Origin of the sequence: Vibrio sp. Isolate34, assembly GCF_022397915.1 — a bacterium.
GTDB lineage: Bacteria > Pseudomonadota > Gammaproteobacteria > Enterobacterales > Vibrionaceae > Vibrio.
The window spans coordinates 23,194-40,509 of record NZ_JAKEUO010000008.1 but is presented as its reverse complement, the minus strand read 5'-3'; the positions used below and the strand labels follow the sequence as shown (position 1 = coordinate 40,509).

The window sequence follows — 17,316 nt, the reverse complement described above, 5'->3', positions numbered from 1 at the left end:
ATTTTTCAAAGTTATAGATAGCTTTTAAAGTTTTAAGTAACGGAATAGATCGACCAAAGGTTGAACATCGTATCTTAGCTATGCTTAATTACAGCCTAAAGAAATACTTTGTTACACCTTCAAAAACACTTAACCGACTATTTTGATTATTATTTTACGTATACAAGAGGAATGAAAGACTTGATTTTTCGAACTTTCACCCCCATAAATGTACTAATAACTATTGAAGTCACCTTACGAGGAAGATTATGAACAGCCCTATGTATTCACGCACAGCATCTCAAGAAAGTGCTCTGCAAACCAATAAAGTGTTGCGTAACACCTACGCTCTACTGTCTATGACACTACTTTGGTCTGCTGTTGTAGCAGGCGTATCTATGGCGATGAACCTTCCTCGCCCTGGTCTTATCATCATGCTAGTTGGCTTCTACGGCCTACTTTTCCTTACTGAAAAGAACCGTGACAACAGCATGGGTCTAGTCTTCACATTCCTATTTACAGGTTTCTTAGGCTACACCATTGGTCCAATCCTAAATATGTACGTTGGCGCAGGCATGGGTGATGTCATCCTAACTGCACTTGGCGGTACCGCATTAGCATTTATGGGTGCTTCAGCTTACGCTCTTACTACTAAGCGTGACCTGTCATTCCTTAACGGCATGCTACTAGCTGGTTTCGTTGTACTACTTGTAGGTATGGTTGCAAACATCTTCCTACAAATGCCTCTGCTATCATTGGCAATGAGCGGTATGTTCATCCTATTCTCGACTGGTGTTATCTTGCTTACAACGCAAAACATCATTCGTGGCGGTGAAACTAACTACATCTCAGCAACGATCAGCTTGTACGTATCAATCTACAACATCTTCATCAGTCTACTAAGCATTCTAGGCATCATGGGTAGCGACGACTAATCACTCCCATAACTGAAGAATATCTAGCCCAAGAGCCCAGCTCTTGGGCTTTTTTGTGTCTATCAGCACCAGAATTCTTTTGATAGCTGCAATATTTCTTGAGATCGCTATAAATCTATTGAGAAAAGTAAACTTGGTCATTACCCTATCTGGATAGTTAACTGGATTCTGGATTAAACATGTTTGAATATAACGGCAAGCAAATCGAAACCGATGCTCAAGGCTACCTATTGGACTACACACAATGGGAAGAAGGTATGATTGAAATTCTTGCTCAAGATGAAGCTATTGAACTTACAGATGCGCACTTAGAAGTCGTACATTTTGTAAGGAGCTTTTACGAAGAGTTCAACACCTCTCCAGCAGTTCGCATGCTAGTTAAAGCGATGGAAAAGGCTCACGGCCCAGAAAAAGGCAACAGTAAATACCTATTCAAGCTATTCAAGAAAGGCCCAGCGAAGCAAGCGACTAAACTTGCAGGCCTACCTAAACCAGCGAAATGCTTGTAAAGACTAACCGGCTTTAGATCATTTCTGAATATAAATACTGTAGTGAGTGAGCTACAGTATTTTAAACTCCCCAACACGCACCTTTTGTCGTTCTTTCTCTCCGACTTGATGTTTTGCTACACCATCAACTACTGCACTCTTAGGCCCGATTTTTAGCCATTCGTATAGCTTCTCAATTTGTTCAACCTCTCCAACCGCTAATACTTCAACTCGGCCATCATTTAGGTTCTTAGCATAACCGGAAATACTCAAAGCTTGCGCTTGTCTGCTGGTGTGATAACGAAAACCAACACACTGAACTACGCCTGACACGACAAAAATAAATTGGGAACTTTCCATAACGTTGCCTCATAAATTATATGAATGATATAGTTGAGCTTCTATTCATTCACCGCTTATTGGTGGACTTACTTCGAGTATAACGATTATGAAAGAAATCCCATTTCGTTGGATTGATAAATATCTCATTCACCTAAAAATCCAAGAAAAGTTCTATCTACTCTTCTTATTACCTCTTCTGGCTCTGGTTATATTAACGCTTGTTTTAGATAGTGCTGCGGATTCATTACTGGCTCACCTTTATCAAGAAGAAATGCTCTTGATGAAAGGGCTTATTGAAGCGGGTCAACTCACGAAAGAGCAAGTTGCTCAACTCGTTAGTAATTCTGATAGCATCTCTTTAGGCTATGGCGCAGGCTCTGTTTCAGTCATGAATGGCGCATTTAGTTTAGTGGCCAACCACGATCAAAACCTTTGGTCTGCACTATCTACAACTCAAGTATCTATCATCGCGGTAACACTAACGCTGATTGCACTAGGTGTTTACTACATCATGACCTTCATTGGCGGTGCCATGTTCTCGATGAACAAAGCACTGAACACACTGGCGAATGGTGACTTAACTTGTCGTATGAACTACTTCTTAGTTCGTGATGAATTCAGTGAAATTGCTATCACTATCGATAAGGTAGCCGAGCGTGAACAAAACATGGTTCTTTCTATACAAGAATCTGTGGCACTTATGCAGCAAATCAGTTCGGACTTGAACCAATCAACGCAGCAAAGCTCAGACATTTCAGGTAATCAGCAAGAGCACCTGAATAGCCTAGCAAGTGCTACCGAACAAATGGCAGCAACCATTCGTGAAGTGGCAACCCTTGCACACGATTCTAGCTCTCAAACAATGGATGCTCGAGGTGTTGCTCAAAGTGGCCAAGTGAAAGTTTCGAATACTCTACAATCTATCTCAAGTCTATCTCAAGAGATCCAATCGGCTTCGCAAGCAGTAGAAGAGCTTGATGCGAATGCTGCACAGATCGATGAAGTTGTCACAACCATCAATGGTATTTCAGAACAGACTAACCTGCTTGCTCTAAACGCCGCTATTGAAGCAGCTAGAGCTGGTGAACAAGGACGTGGTTTTGCTGTGGTTGCAGATGAGGTTCGTGCTCTTGCAGGAAGAACACAGCAAGCAACGGTTGAAATCCAAAGCATGATTGAATCATTACAACGTAACAGCCAATCGCTAACAAAACTGATGGAAGTGACGGTTAACAACGCAAACGAAGGACAAACATTAATGTCTGAAGTTAACGTTGAAATCGGCTCTCTGGCTGAAAAGAATCTATCGATTTCAGACAGTAGCACTCAGATAGCTACCGCAGCTGAAGAACAAGGTGTTGTAGCTGACAACATTGCACAGAGTGTCGAAGAGATTCGTCATCAATCAGACAGCATCTGTGAAATGATCAGTAAGAGTAATGCCAACGTTGATCAGCTTCGTAAGCAAAGCGACACAATGGAAGGCTTATTAACAGGCCTCAAGGCTTAATCTTTAAATATCGTTACTAGGGCTGCTTCTGCAGCCCTTTCTTATTTGCTTTTCACCTGTACTTCCCCGACAATACCCCTCCTTCAAATTCAACAAACAGAGTAAATTATGACTCCTTCAATTCATCTAGCTAAAGGCCGAGATAAATCACTACGCCGCAAACACCCTTGGGTATTTTCACGCGGTATCGATAAGGTCGAAGGCGAGCCACAACAAGGTGAAACTGTAGACGTATATGCTCAAAATGGTCAGTGGCTTGCAAAAGCAGCTTACTCTCCGGCTTCTCAAATTCGAGCTCGTGTTTGGACATTTGAAAAAGAAGAAATCAACAAGGCGTTCTTCGTAAAACGAATTCAAGATGCACAGTCTTTACGTGAAGAAATCATCGAACGTGACGGTCTAACGGGTTACCGTCTAACAGCTGCAGAGTCTGATGGCTTGCCTGGCATCACTATCGATAAGTATCAAGACTTTCTAGTTTGCCAACTGTTAAGTGCAGGCGCTGAATATAACAAAAGCGTATTGGTTGAAGCTCTAATCGAGTGCTTCCCAGACTGCAACATTTACGAGCGTTCAGACGTAGCAGTTCGTAAAAAAGAAGGCCTAGAGCAAGTTGTCGGTGTACTTCATGGTCAAGAGCCACCTAAATCAATCGTGATTGAAGAGAATGGCGTAAAAATCAGCGTGAACATTATGGAAGGCCACAAAACGGGCTTCTACATGGACCAACGTGATAGCCGTAAAGAATCGATGAAGTACGTTAAAAACAAAGATGTTCTTAACTGTTTCTCATACACTGGTGGTTTTGGCCTTTACGCACTGAAAGGTGATGCAAAGCGTGTTATCAACGCTGATGTATCTCAACTTGCTCTTGATACGGCGAAGCTGAACGCTGAACTGAATGAGTTTGATATCTCTAAAAAGCGCGCAGTATTCCTTAACGCCGACGTCTTCAAACTGCTTCGTGAATACCGCGACCAAGGTACTAAGTTTGACGTAGTAATCATGGATCCACCAAAGTTTGTTTCAAGCAAGAACAACCTAACTTCAGGCGCTAACGGCTATAAAGACGTTAACATGCTTGCAATGCAAATCCTGAAACCAGGCGGTACTCTACTCACCTACTCTTGCTCTGGCTTAATGGGAACAGATTTGTTCCAAAAGATCATCGCCGATGCAGCACTAGACGCAGGCCGAACTGTTAAGTTCGTAGAGCGCTTCGAACAAGCAGCCGACCACCTAACAGACACAGCCTACCCAGAAGGTTTCTACCTAAAAGGTTTTGCTTGTAAGGTGTTGTAATCAAGTTCCTTGACTCGCTCTCAAGCTTCCGAGCCAAACATTTATCATAAAAAAGACCACCATTGAAAATGGTGGTCTTATTCTTTTCGGCCTATCCAGGCTAAACCACTGAACTTGAAGCTATATTAGCGTGGGATAAATACAGCCCAAGGGTAATCAAGCGAGTTCAGGCGTTGATTAAGCGCCTGAAACTCTGACTGGTCAATCATTAGTTAGTGTTTTCAAACTATCTAGCAAACTGCTAGTAATGTCCGTGGTATCCGCTCCATTAAAGTCAATCTGCATAGTCTGATCACCTTTCGTAATCGTCAGCTCTGCTACGTCATCATGCTCACTAATAGTGACAGTGTAACCACCACCTTCACCAGAGTGCGGGTCACTATCTTGCAGTGAAGCGAGCAAGACGGCAAGCTCTTGCTGATCATCCTTGAGGTCAGCAAATAAGTCAGCTAAATCAATGCGGTCACCTTCATCATAATCAAAGTCGGTAACGGTATCGGTTGAGCTACCCATATCGACCCACTTGAACAAGTCCGCATCCGCACCGCCGGTCAGAATATCATTGCCCAAACCACCAATTAGGATGTCATCCCCAGTGCCGCCCATAAGGAAGTCATCACCTAAGCCACCATCGAGGACATCATTACCTGCATGACCGAGGATGACGTCATCACCATCAGTTCCTCTTACTTGGTCATCGCCAGTGGAAGCAGTGGAAGACGAGGACTCAACACGGTTAACCTGACCATTGTGGCTGACATTCAGTGTAACCAACTGTTCAGTCGTTTGACCATTGCTATCTTCGACCAAAAGCACGATCTCGAAACCAACAGCCTTACCTTCGTCAATTGTCGGCGCAGTGTCACTTGGTTGGAAATAGTAAGAACCATCTGAACCAATACGGAATACACCATAATCGGTATCAACAACCAGCTCATTACCGACAGTATCTTTGGTGAAGCTTAATCCAGAAGGTGCAACAGATACATCGCCATCTTGATTAATAAACTGAGCCACTTGTGCATTCGACTCATCAATCACGATGGCAGCCGCCTCAGCCCCCGCTATCGCCATCAGCAACGAGCCAGAAACACCAATAGTTGGCCGCAATTTAGGTAGATCTGTAGTGATTTTTGAGTCAGGAATATAAACAACATTTTCTGCACTACCCGCTACCTTAATAAGACCGTCAGCCGGTACCCGACTAGGATCGCCCACTCCAACTGCAGTTACCTGTTTATCCGCCATAAACTGAGCCCAGTCTGAACCAATATTACCCCTATTACTTTCACCATCACTCAAGAAGTAAATAACATCATTGGTTTCACCTTTGATATTAGTCACTTGGCTTTCATTATAGCCCTCCATCACTGCATCCAAGCCAGAATCATAGTTAGTCCACCCATCTGGATCGAACTCACCATCATAGTTCCACTTATCTACAGTATCTGACGCTTTTTGCAATATGGAAATCGCCTCGGATACCGTCATCCAAACACTGGTATTCGCTCCTCTACCACTCTCGACTAAAGATGCGCTCGTATCAAAATCAACGAGCTGTACTAAGACATCACCACTACCATGTTGGCTTTTAACATTATCTAATAAAGAAATGGATGCCTCCAACACGTATTCAATTCTCATGTCGGAGAGCCCGCTTGGGACATCATCCATAGATCCAGAAGAATCAATGACTAGAGAGATAAGTGTTATTGGCACATCACCGCCTTGATCAGCTATAGCATCCGCACTAGCACCACTATTAACCGTGGTCGTATTGCCAGCTTGGTCACTATCCAAGCCGACTTCTTTGGTCACGGCAGTGACGTCAATGTCCAAGGTCTCTGTTGATTGGTACTTAACAGCTAGGGTGTCGTAATTCACAGCCTGAGTTGACTGTCCTGTTACATCGATCACCCAGTCATCACCATCTTTGATACCAACAACTTGACCCGTGTCCTTATCGAAGATTTGGGCATCATCCGGCAAGCCACTAATACGTACTTCATCAAGATACTCACTACCATCACGGTCCGATACGGAAGCTGAGATATTCAGCTCTGTTACAACCTCTTGAAGTACAGTGTGCGTACCATCTGCATTAAGCTCGACGATGGCATCAGCAAAGATTAGGCGCTCTATTTCATAAAGGTGCTCGCCTTCTGATACTGGAGTATTGTCGTCTTGAGTATCAATACCGCGTTTATCTACAACATGCCAATATGGTTTGTCAGTATTCCCATGATTATTATAAAAATCAAACGTATAGTCGGAAAGATTACCAGTGTAAACCACTGTATCCAGACCTAAATCAAGTGACGAGCCATCACCACCTACAATATTGTCATTGCCCTGACCACCAACAAAGACGTCATCTCCATTGGTCTGCATCACCCAGTCATTGCCATCTTTAACCCAACTACCGATATCACCAGTTAATTGATCGACTTGGTCTTTTCCAACTTTAATATCACTGGTTTGTTTACCGATATCGCTATGACCTAACTCTGCGTGCTCTGAATCAGATAGGCTTGTCGATGAATCAGCAAAAATTAGCTTTTGATAAAGGCTAGAGTTTATTGTCGTATTACTGTAAGTCGAATCACCAAAACTCACCGTTAGATTTGGTGCATCAGCAACAGGTGTAACTTCAAGATTAAGTGACTCACTGGCTCCTGTATTGGTGGTGTACTCGATTGTCGGAGCACTGCCTGACCAATCGTCTTTAGGCTCAAAGCTATAATTACCATTAACGTCGATAGTAAACGTACCTTCATCAAGGGTTATCGGCTGATCCACGTGATAGTCAATGCCATCAATCCTAACACCGACCACTTGCAGCACATCGTCAGCATCGCTGTCGTTCGCTAACACATTACCCGTAATCATCTGATCTTCATTGGCAGAATTGGCGTCGCTTTCTGTTAGCGTAGGCTCACTTTCATGCACCACTACCTCGATATCGAGTGATGCTTGTGCTTGACTGTCGTTGCCTTTCTCAGAACTCACCGCTGTGACTGTTAAGGTGAAGTCTTCATGGCTACCAAGTGGCGGAGTGACAGTCAAATTATCAAGTGCCCAATCAGTGACAGTAATTGGCTGAATAGGCTGATCATTTTCATCTGTCAAACCGTTTATGGTAATGGTATTACTGCCATCACTGATAGTGGCCCCGACAGGAATACCAGAGAGTAGAACCGACAAGGTTTCTGAATCGTCGGTATCAGTCAATGATGCATCAATTTCCGACAATGGAATGGCGGTGTCTTGACGCCCTTCATTAACTGAATATGTCTCATAATACTCGAAACCATTATCATCAGTCTGCAACGCAGAAAGACGCACGTCTGTACCTTGCGCTGAACCTTCGTCAGTCACGATTGAAAGCTGGCTATTCGCCAAGTCAACAGGATCAGTACCATTGATAGATACATCAACGTTAAAGTTGCCCTGTCCACTTTGGTTATGGTGATAAATCGAAATTGGGTAGTAGCCTGACTCCGTTGGCGTAAACGCCGAACCCTGAATATCACCGCTCGAGTCGCCCCAACGGCCCTCATCGACTAGCTGTCCACCCAAAGTAATCGCAATACTATCATCCCCACGCCCAACAAAGTCATAAGACACGTTGGCTTCCAAGTAAACGAGTCCAGTTACTATTACCGCTTGATCCGGGTCAGTCGCTGTACTCGCACTATCCTCAGCATTCGCCGTCGTAGACTGCGCCGCATCCGCTGTATCCAGTTGAGATAGCTGCGCAACCAAATCACTACCTGGCACCCCACTGCCGCTACCATACGTCGAATCATCGATGACCACATTGTCCCAAGTCGAAACATTAAACTCCTGCGACGGCAAGTCAGGATCTGGCGTTTTTAGGCTTAGATTTGGTGTATCAGCGAGAGGTGTCACATTGATGGTCAACGTGGCTGATTCACTCATGTTGACACCGTCAGATGCTTCAAAACCAATTTGGCTGCTACCAGACAGGTTGTTGTCTGGTACAAATCGTACCTGGTTGTTGTCAAATACTGACTTATCCAACTCTTGATCTGCTGCTACCGCTTGCCAGCCATCAACCTCATCAAAGTACTGTAACTGACCACCATCAGGCAAGGTGGTAATGCTGACGGACAAGGAAGATTCATTGGAATCACTGTCAGTCACACCCAAAGAGTCCCAGGTAATGAGTATCGATTGGTCTTCATCGGTGCTAACTTCAGTTGGTTTAACGACTGGCGCCTTATCTACATGATAGCCGCCATCTTGATTGTCTCCGCTAACCTCTGTCGTTGCCGTAAAGGCGTTTCCAGCCTCATCCTCACCAGACACACTTGCTACCAAGATTGCATCGGTGTCTGAAGCTAATTCGCTGCCCGGAACACTAATACGGTATGTACCATCTGATAAAACATCACCGGTATACGTACTAACAGGGCTACCGTCGCCAGCATCTAGAGTCAATGTCACCTTATCTCCTGGCTCGGCATCGCCACCGACACGGCCTGTAATAACGACGTCTTTGGATGCCTCTTGCGCATCGAGAATGTCGTCGCCAGCAATCGCGTCAATTGATATCGTGGCTGCAGCACCAGTGTCAACGGTCACTTCGAGCTCAAGGGAGGTCGCTGTATTACCAGCATCATCAGTTACCTGAACGCTCCATTGCTGACTACCATTAGCAACTTCACTGTTTGGAGTGAAGTACCACACCCCATCAATCTGATCTAAATCGCCTTGCACGACGACGCCATCTTTAAGTACCTCAATGCCATTGGCAGCGACGTCACTGTCGACATTACCCAGAGCAAAGGTTGGCGTTGTATCTTTAGTGATGTTGTCTGTATCACTGTCACCCGTATCACTTGATGCAACAAGATCAATCGTTGGCGTAGTTATTGAGCTATCCGTTGTTGAACTGCTCACGGTGATCACACCGCCATCTTCGCCCTTATCGCTATCCGCGGCGGTGTAAGCGATCTCTTCTGATACCGCTGCATCAATTATATCGACGCCTTGTAAGGTAATGTTTGAGTTATCGCTGGTGTCTTCTGTACCACCTTTGGTGGTAAACACGCGGATTTCATCAAAACCGCCCTCATAATGGATATTGGCAACAAACTCGCCTGAGCCATCATAGACAGACGGGTCAACACTATCATCGAAAACAAACTCAACAGGGTCTCCATTTGCATCTGTAACAACTTGACCACCTTTAAACAGTAATATGTGGATCTGAGCGTCTGCGCTATCACCGTCTTCATAGTTACCCCAGATACTACCGATCTTCACATTAGCTTGTGTAATAGTAATATCTGTGTTGCCCCCGCCGACGTGAGTAAAGTCTACGGCAATAAAATCTTTCTGACTCACATCGATTTCTTGGTCGCCAACTCCCAGTCCTTCGGCACCAGCCTTAACGCTGCCTTCTTGACCATTGTATAGCTTGCTACTCGTTTCGTTACCACTGCCATCTGGGCGAACACCTTCAAATCGGCCGCCAGTGATCACGACACCATTGTCTGCGGTAAATTCAGAAACGGTGTTGTCGGCAACATCAAAGTCGTCTGACGCATCAAAACTCATAAACTCATTGATATCATCATGGAGCTGATATTCTACAACGTCACTTTCACTAATTTGCGTACCAGTTGTTACTTCAGTGCGAACATCACCATCAACAATGTACAGAGTGCCTAACTCTGGCTCTTGATCAATTGATAGCGTCAGCGCATCTTCATCTTGATTGTCGGTCACATGCTCATCGAAGCTAAAGCTAGCGCTTGACTCACTTAAAAGCTCAACTGTGAAGTCGTCTGCATTAGGAGCATCATTCATCGCCAAGGCATCGTTATCGCTGAACGTATAGTTGTTTCCATAATCAAGGGTCGCTGACACGTTAAGCTCTGAATCCACTAAGGCAGCATCAATGTCGAAGTTTAAAGAACCAGTACTGATATGGTCATCAGTTAACGTGATTGGGCTTTGTGCAATTGCTTGCCCTTCCGCCATGATTATCAACGTCGCGCCAGCAACTGCGCCAGAGGGCAAGCCAACCGTATAATTGATGGTACTACGATCGCTGTTGATTACATCATCTTCATCTCGATCAATCTCGATGGTTGGTGAGAACAGCTCATCAAAGTTCTTCTTATCACCGCCTTCAAATTCGAACTCTTCAAACTCGATGAAGGTATTCACGTCGCCACTGCCAGTATTCTCAGAGATAGTCACAGAGCCGTCGGCATTTAGCACAATACTTGCCTGTTCAATGCTAAAATCAAACACAGCTTTGTCATTACCCGCGCCACCATCCGCAACCATACTATCATTAGCATCATTTTCGTTGACTTTAAGAACATCGTCACCTTCACCAAGCAGCACAAAGTCATCACTGCCTTCATTAAGCGCAGGATCAAAGTCACCATGGTAATAATGCACCGTCTCGCTTGCATCGCTCTCGTTACCTGCTACGTCGACTTGGGTAGCCGTGAAGAATTCATTGTCGTTGACTTGAGTATTGGTTAAGTCTGAAATATCAAACGACCAATTACCCCCGCCATCGACAGTGACGGTATTGTTTTGATTAATTAGGTTTCCATCTTCATCAAATATCTTAATCTCGAGACCTGGCTCACCTGTACCATGTAAGGTAACAACTGAATAATCGTCATCAGATGAATCGTCGGTAATATTGGTAATCATCGGTGCATCTGGTGCAGCGGTATCTTTCTCTATCGTTTTCGCCAAAGAGTCAAAAGTATTATCCGCTTCATCTGTTGCATTGACCACAACGGACAAATCTCCGTCTTCTAAGTCGCTCACATCGACGCCCGTAATAACGAAGTCGGTATACGAGGTACCATCACCATTATCAATCACCTCTTGCACTACGGAAGAGCCATCAATAACCACGGTATCTCCATTAGAGTCAGTGAATGTAATAGAGTTTATTGTCGCAGATTCGTTGACAAACCCACTGACGTTAACACTGGTTTGTTCAGTGAAATTAATAATGTTATCACCATCATTAAAGGTTCCGTCTGTAGGAGTGAAATCAAACACAATACTACGGTCAACTTGGTACGATTCGTTTTCACTGGCCTCGAACGTGTTGCCTGCAGCATCAGTACCAGTAACTTTTGCAAATACCTGAGGTGATGTTGCGTTGTTATTTGCTAACTCGGAACCAGCAACGATAGCTGAGAATGTGTAGCGGCCTTGGTCATCCTTCACTTCTGAGACTTGTACCTCGACCAATGAATCGCCACTCCCCTCGTTCAACCAGATGCTGACCGTATCACCAGGCTGAGCGTCACCAGTGACATAACCACTAATAGTAACATTGGCTTGGGCCTCGTCATCATTGATGATTCCGTCTTTAGTGATGGTATCGATAAAAATACCAGCATTGGCGACCGTATCGATGGTCACTGCGAGTGCGTCTGATGTGTCGCTATTACCCGCAGCGTCCGTCACTTTCACGCTCAAGTCGTAAGTGCGGTCTTCCAGCTCCGCGCTCGGCGTGAAGCTCCAAGTGCCGTCTTGCTCTTCGGTCAGCGTGCCTTCTAGAGCAACGCCGTCTTTCAACACCACGATGCCCGCTTCCACAACATCATCATCGATGTTGCCCAACGAGAACGTCGGCGTCTTGTCATTGGTCAGGTTGTCTTCGTCGCTGTCGCCGCTGTCGCTCGACGCCACCAGATCGATGGTCGGTTTGCTGATACCCGTATCAACCTCGTAACCACCGTCTTTGTTGTCTCCACTTGCCTCGGTCGTCGCCGTGAACGGGTTGCCCGCTTCATCGGTGCCACTCACGCTCGCCACGATGGTGCTGTCCGCATCCGCAACTAACTCGCTGCCCGGTACATTGATGCTGTATGTGCCATCCGCTTTCACCGTGCCTGTGTAATCGGTTGAGTTGCCGTTCACCGTCAACGTCACGGTATCACCAGGTTTGGCGTCGCCACCCACGGTACCCGTAATGGTCACGTCACCAGCCGCTTCCGCTGCGTTCACGATGTCGTCGCCTGCGATATCATCATCGATTGTGATGGTCGCCGACGCGACCGTATCGATGATGACTTCAAGMTCGGTCGACGTCGCGCTGTTGCCCGCATCGTCCGTCGCTTTCACCGTGATGCTGTTCGCACCTTCTGTCAGCTGACCGTCTGTCGCCGTGAAGGTCCACACGCCATTCGCATCTTTGACCGCTTCACCCAGCAAGGTCGTGCCGTTGAACACTTCCACTTTCTCAACATCATCATCGATGTTGCCCAACGAGAACGTCGGCGTCTTGTCATTGGTCAGGTTGTCTTCGTCGCTGTCGCCGCTGTCGCTCGACGCAACCAGATCGATGGTCGGGGTGCTGATACCCGTATCAACCTCGTAACCACCGTCTTTGTTGTCWCCGCTTGCCTCGGTCGTCGCCGTGAACGGGTTGCCCGCTTCATCGGTGCCACTCACGCTCGCCACGATGGTGCTGTCYGCATCCGCAACTAACTCGCTGCCCGGTACATTGATGCTGTAAGTGCCATCCGCTTTCACCGTGCCTGTGTACGTCGTCGCGTCTTGGCCTTCTRCCTGCAGCGTCAACGTCACCGTATCACCAGGTTTGGCGTCGCCACCCACGGTACCCGTAATGGTCACGTCACCAGCCGCTTCCGCTGCGTTCACGATGTCGTCGCCTGCGATATCATCATCGATTGTGATGGTCGCCGACGCGACCGTATCGATGNGCATCCGCAACTAACTCGCTGCCCGGTACATTGATGCTGTAAGTGCCATCCGCTTTCACCGTGCCTGTGTACGTCGTCGCGTCTTGGCCTTCTGCCTGCAGCGTCAACGTCACCGTATCACCAGGTTTGGCGTCGCCACCCACGGTACCCGTAATGGTCACGTCACCAGCCGCTTCCGCTGCGTTCACGATGTCGTCGCCTGCGATATCATCATCGATTGTGATGGTCGCCGACGCGACCGTATCGATGATGACTTCAAGATCGGTCGACGTCGCGCTGTTGCCCGCATCGTCCGTCGCTTTCACCGTGATGCTATTCGCACCTTCTGTCAGCTGACCGTCTGTCGCCGTGAAGGTCCACACGCCATTCGCATCTTTGACCGCTTCACCCAGCAAGGTCGTGCCGTTGAACACTTCCACTTTCTCAACATCATCATCGATGTTGCCGAACGTGAAGGTTGGCGTCGTATCGTTAGTCAGGTTGTCTGTGTCGCTGCCGTGAGCGTCTTCTTTGCCGCTGTCGCTCGACGCCACCAGATCGATGGTCGGGGTGCTGATACCCGTANGCCATTCGCATCTTTGACCGCTTCACCCAGCAAGGTCGTGCCGTTGAACACTTCCACTTTCTCAACATCATCATCGATGTTGCCGAACGTGAAGGTTGGCGTCGTATCGTTAGTCAGGTTGTCTGTGTCGCTGCCGTGAGCGTCTTCTTTGCCGCTGTCGCTCGACGCCACCAGATCGATGGTCGGGGTGCTGATACCCGTATCAACCTCGTAACCACCGTCTTTGTTGTCWCCGCTTGCCTCGGTCGTCGCCGTGAACGGGTTGCCCGCTTCATCGGTGCCACTCACGCTCGCCACGATGGTGCTGTCYGCATCCGCAACTAACTCGCTGCCCGGTACATTGATGCTGTAAGTGCCATCCGCTTTCACCGTGCCTGTGTAATCGGTTGAGTTGCCGTTCACCGTCAACGTCACGGTATCACCAGGTTTGGCGTCGCCACCCACGGTACCCGTAATGGTCACGTCACCAGCCGCTTCCGCTGCGTTCACGATGTCGTCGCCTGCGATATCATCATCGATTGTGATGGTCGCCGACGCGACCGTATCGATGATGACTTCAAGMTCGGTCGACGTCGCGCTGTTGCCCGCATCGTCCGTCACTTTCACGCTCAGGTCGTAAGTGCCATCCGCCAGGTCCGCGCTCGGGGTGAACTGCCACGTGCCGTCCACTTTTTCCAGCGTGCCGTCGAGGGCAACGCCGTCTTTGAGCACCACGATGTCCTCGCCCGCAACATCACTGTCGATGTTGCCCAGCGCGAACGTCGGCGTCTTGTCGTTAGTCAGGTTGTCTGTGTCACTGTCGCCGCTGTCGCTCGACGCCACCAGATCGATGGTCGGGGTGCTGATATCGGTATCAACCTCGTGAGTAGATATCACTTTACTTTGTACTGAATTGCCTACGCTATCGGTTGATGTGACCAAAACTTCAAATTCGGCATCTTGCGCCAGATCGCTGCCCGCCACATCCACTGTCCAGTTGCCATCGCCATCCATGGTGGTGGTGTACTCGGTACCATTGATGGTCATGGTCACAACATCGCCTTCGCTGATGTCACCACCTTTCGCCGTACCGCTAACCGTGATGGTTTGTCCACTTTCGGCTTTGTTAATCACGTCATCGGCTGTGATGTCATCAACCGTCACGCTACCTTTGTTGGCTTCAAGATCGACCGTATGCGTTGAAACAGTCGTGGCCGTATATGGGTTTCCCGCGTCATCAATACCAGAAACCGATGCATTAAATTGGGTATCGTTGGCAAGATCTTGGCCTGAAACCTCTACAAACCAAGTTTTGTCGCCTAGAACAGTAGTTGTGTACGTATTTCCATTGATATCGAGAGTAACTGTATCTCCCGGTCCAGCATCAAAGCCAACTCGACCAGATACGAACACATTACCTTGGCTTTCTTCCGCGTTAATCGTGTCATCCGTAGTAATGCGATCAACTCGGATCACTGCGGTTGCAGATGTATCAGTAAAGTATTTCTCGGTAGACTCAGCATCACCCACTTGGCCAATGTCGTTTACGACGGACACAGAGGCATCAATAATCGTATCGCTATCTGCAACTAAGTCTGAACCATTAACCTCGATTTCAAATAAGCCTGTATCTGGATTGACAACACCCGTGTATTGGTTGCCATTGATAACCAAGCTTACAGTACCCGATGAGAATTCATCACCGGTCACAGAGCCAGTGATAGTGATAGACCCCTGAGCCTCACTTGAATTAATGATTGAATCATCGGTAACTGGATCGACATTAAGGTTGACGATTAGCGGAGTATCGTCATAGCTATGCTCAGAGATCCCCGTAGAGTTACTGCTGTTACCTGCAGCATCTGTTGATTCTACAATGACATTAAAATTGGTATCTAAGGCAAGGTCTTCACCGCTCACATCAAGTTGCCAACCGCCATCTTCATTGACCGTCGTTGTGTACTCGTTACCATTGATTGTCGCAGTGACACTGTCACCAGACTCAATATCACCACCAGTAGCACGGCCCGTAACAGCAATAGTTTGACCCTGTTCGGTGACCGTAATGACATCATCGTCTGTGATGTTATCAACAGTAACGATGCCTTGAGCTGCTTGAGTGTCAAGTGTAAACATCAACTCGCTTGAGCCAGAGGTATTACCCGCTGCGTCGGTTTGACGAACGGTGATCGTGTTGTCACCTTCCGTTGGTACTGGTGCGGTTGTCGTCCAGTTTCCGTCAACGAGGTATTCTACTGTCGCACCCTCTTCTGTGCCGCCGACTGTGAAGCTGCCGTCGTTGGTTAAGAAGTCATCCGCCGCTGAGCCAGAGTCCGTATCAAGTGTCAGAGTTGGCGCATCTGGAGCTGTTGTGTCTAGAGTGAACGTCAGCTCGCTGTTGCCTGATGTATTACCCGCTGCATCGGTTTGGCGAACGGTGATGGTGTTGGCGCCTTCGCTTGGCGTGGGCGCTTGTGTGGTCCATTCCCCGTCAACGAGGTATTCTACTGTCGCACCCTCTTCTATGCCGCCGACTGTGAAGCTGCCGTCGTTGGTTAAGAAATCATCCGCCGCTGAGCCAGAGTCCGTATCAAGTGTCAGTGTTGGCGCATCTGGAGCTGTTGTGTCACCGATTGTCTCGCTGTCTGTGCCTAGACTATCTGGTTGCTCAAACGAACGGAATTGCTCTAGAAGGCTTAAACTTTGAGTACGAGATAAGCCTAGAGCTTCAAAACCCGTAGTGATGAACTCAGTACCAGGGATTGTTTCTTCGCCATCACGCTCTATGGTCCCACTAGTTGCTAAACTAGAACCATTTTGACCAGCAGCGGTAGCGAACTCATCTCCTAACTCAGTCGGGTCTTCACCTTCTTCTAATGCGGCAAAGATATTTGCGATATCCTGGTCAAGTTCAACTTCGCCATCTTCTGGCGCAAAACGTTTCACTGATACCTGAGCGTTATTGGATTCATTTAAGGATTCAAGAACAACGTCCCCTGCTTGTAGCGGTTGTCCTTCATCTAGGATTTTAATCGTACCATCCACCGAAATAACAATGCGCTGGCCCAATGCAAGAGCACCAGTCAAATTCAATGTTGTCATGTCCATATAAACCCCTAAAAAAGCATTTCTTGTCATTAACGTCAAAATAGTGACAATTTATTTATAATATTAGTTAAAATATAACACTTAAAGTCATATAATTCCTAGTTATGAATATAGTATTTAACAAGTTGAGTGACAAGCTAATGACGGCGATCACATCACATAACAATCTTAGTGCTCATACCAGCAATATAAGTTATTGTGTTCGCGGAAGATAATAGATTTAGAAACGTAAGATTGACGTGTATAAAAGCACCATAAGACGCACACTGATCGGTTAACATTTTGACAACCATTTGCGAACGCAAGCTTAGCGATCGTGATTTTTTTGGCGGTTCATCTAAATTTTGTATATAACTGCACGAATTCA

The 17,316-nt window shown here is 46.9% G+C and carries 8 protein-coding genes; 4 read left to right on the top strand and 4 right to left on the bottom strand.

Annotation, left to right across the window (positions count from 1 at the left end; translation table 11 throughout):
• The first annotated feature begins 248 nt into the window (after positions 1-248).
• Both L1D22_RS10610 and L1D22_RS10605 read left to right on the top strand, forming a co-directional pair.
• On the top strand, positions 249-914 hold the full coding sequence (locus L1D22_RS10610; protein ID WP_239829740.1) for a Bax inhibitor-1/YccA family protein: 666 nt from the start codon (positions 249-251) through the stop codon (positions 912-914).
• Between the two features lie 179 nt (positions 915-1,093).
• Entirely contained in the window at positions 1,094-1,423 is a 330-nt protein-coding gene (locus tag L1D22_RS10605) for a TusE/DsrC/DsvC family sulfur relay protein (RefSeq protein ID WP_017057205.1), read from the top strand.
• 51 nt (positions 1,424-1,474) lie between these two features.
• On the opposite strand, the gene yccX is transcribed toward L1D22_RS10605, so the two are convergent.
• Positions 1,475-1,762 carry an acylphosphatase gene (yccX, locus tag L1D22_RS10600; RefSeq protein WP_239829739.1) on the bottom strand — a complete coding sequence of 96 codons (288 nt, stop codon included), beginning with the start codon at positions 1,760-1,762 and terminating at the stop codon, positions 1,475-1,477.
• Positions 1,763-1,850: 88 nt separating this feature from the next.
• On the opposite strand from yccX, the gene L1D22_RS10595 reads away from it, so the two are divergent.
• Both L1D22_RS10595 and L1D22_RS10590 read left to right on the top strand, forming a co-directional pair.
• Positions 1,851-3,254 carry a methyl-accepting chemotaxis protein gene (locus L1D22_RS10595; RefSeq protein ID WP_239829738.1) on the top strand — a complete coding sequence of 468 codons (1,404 nt, stop codon included), beginning with the start codon at positions 1,851-1,853 and terminating at the stop codon, positions 3,252-3,254.
• 108 nt (positions 3,255-3,362) lie between these two features.
• On the top strand, positions 3,363-4,556 hold the full coding sequence (locus L1D22_RS10590) for a class I SAM-dependent methyltransferase (RefSeq protein WP_239829737.1): 1,194 nt from the start codon (positions 3,363-3,365) through the stop codon (positions 4,554-4,556).
• A gap of 201 nt (positions 4,557-4,757) precedes the next feature.
• Here L1D22_RS10590 and L1D22_RS10575 read toward each other — a convergent pair whose 3' ends face one another.
• Genes L1D22_RS10575 through L1D22_RS10565 form a run of 3 tightly spaced genes read right to left on the bottom strand, consistent with a single transcriptional unit; the run spans position 4,758 to position 16,949 of the window.
• Positions 4,758-13,301 carry an Ig-like domain-containing protein gene (locus L1D22_RS10575; protein ID WP_275665039.1) on the bottom strand — a complete coding sequence of 2,848 codons (8,544 nt, stop codon included), beginning with the start codon at positions 13,299-13,301 and terminating at the stop codon, positions 4,758-4,760.
• The gene (locus L1D22_RS10570; RefSeq protein ID WP_239829736.1) at positions 13,258-13,830 is read right to left on the bottom strand and encodes an Ig-like domain-containing protein; all 573 of its coding nucleotides are present in this window, start codon (positions 13,828-13,830) and stop codon (positions 13,258-13,260) included. Before L1D22_RS10570 ends, L1D22_RS10575 begins: the two co-directional genes overlap by 44 nt.
• A complete protein-coding gene (locus tag L1D22_RS10565) occupies positions 13,773-16,949 on the bottom strand; it encodes an Ig-like domain-containing protein (protein ID WP_239829735.1) in 3,177 nt (1,058 codons plus the stop codon). Before L1D22_RS10565 ends, L1D22_RS10570 begins: the two co-directional genes overlap by 58 nt.
• Positions 16,950-17,316 lie beyond the last annotated feature (367 nt).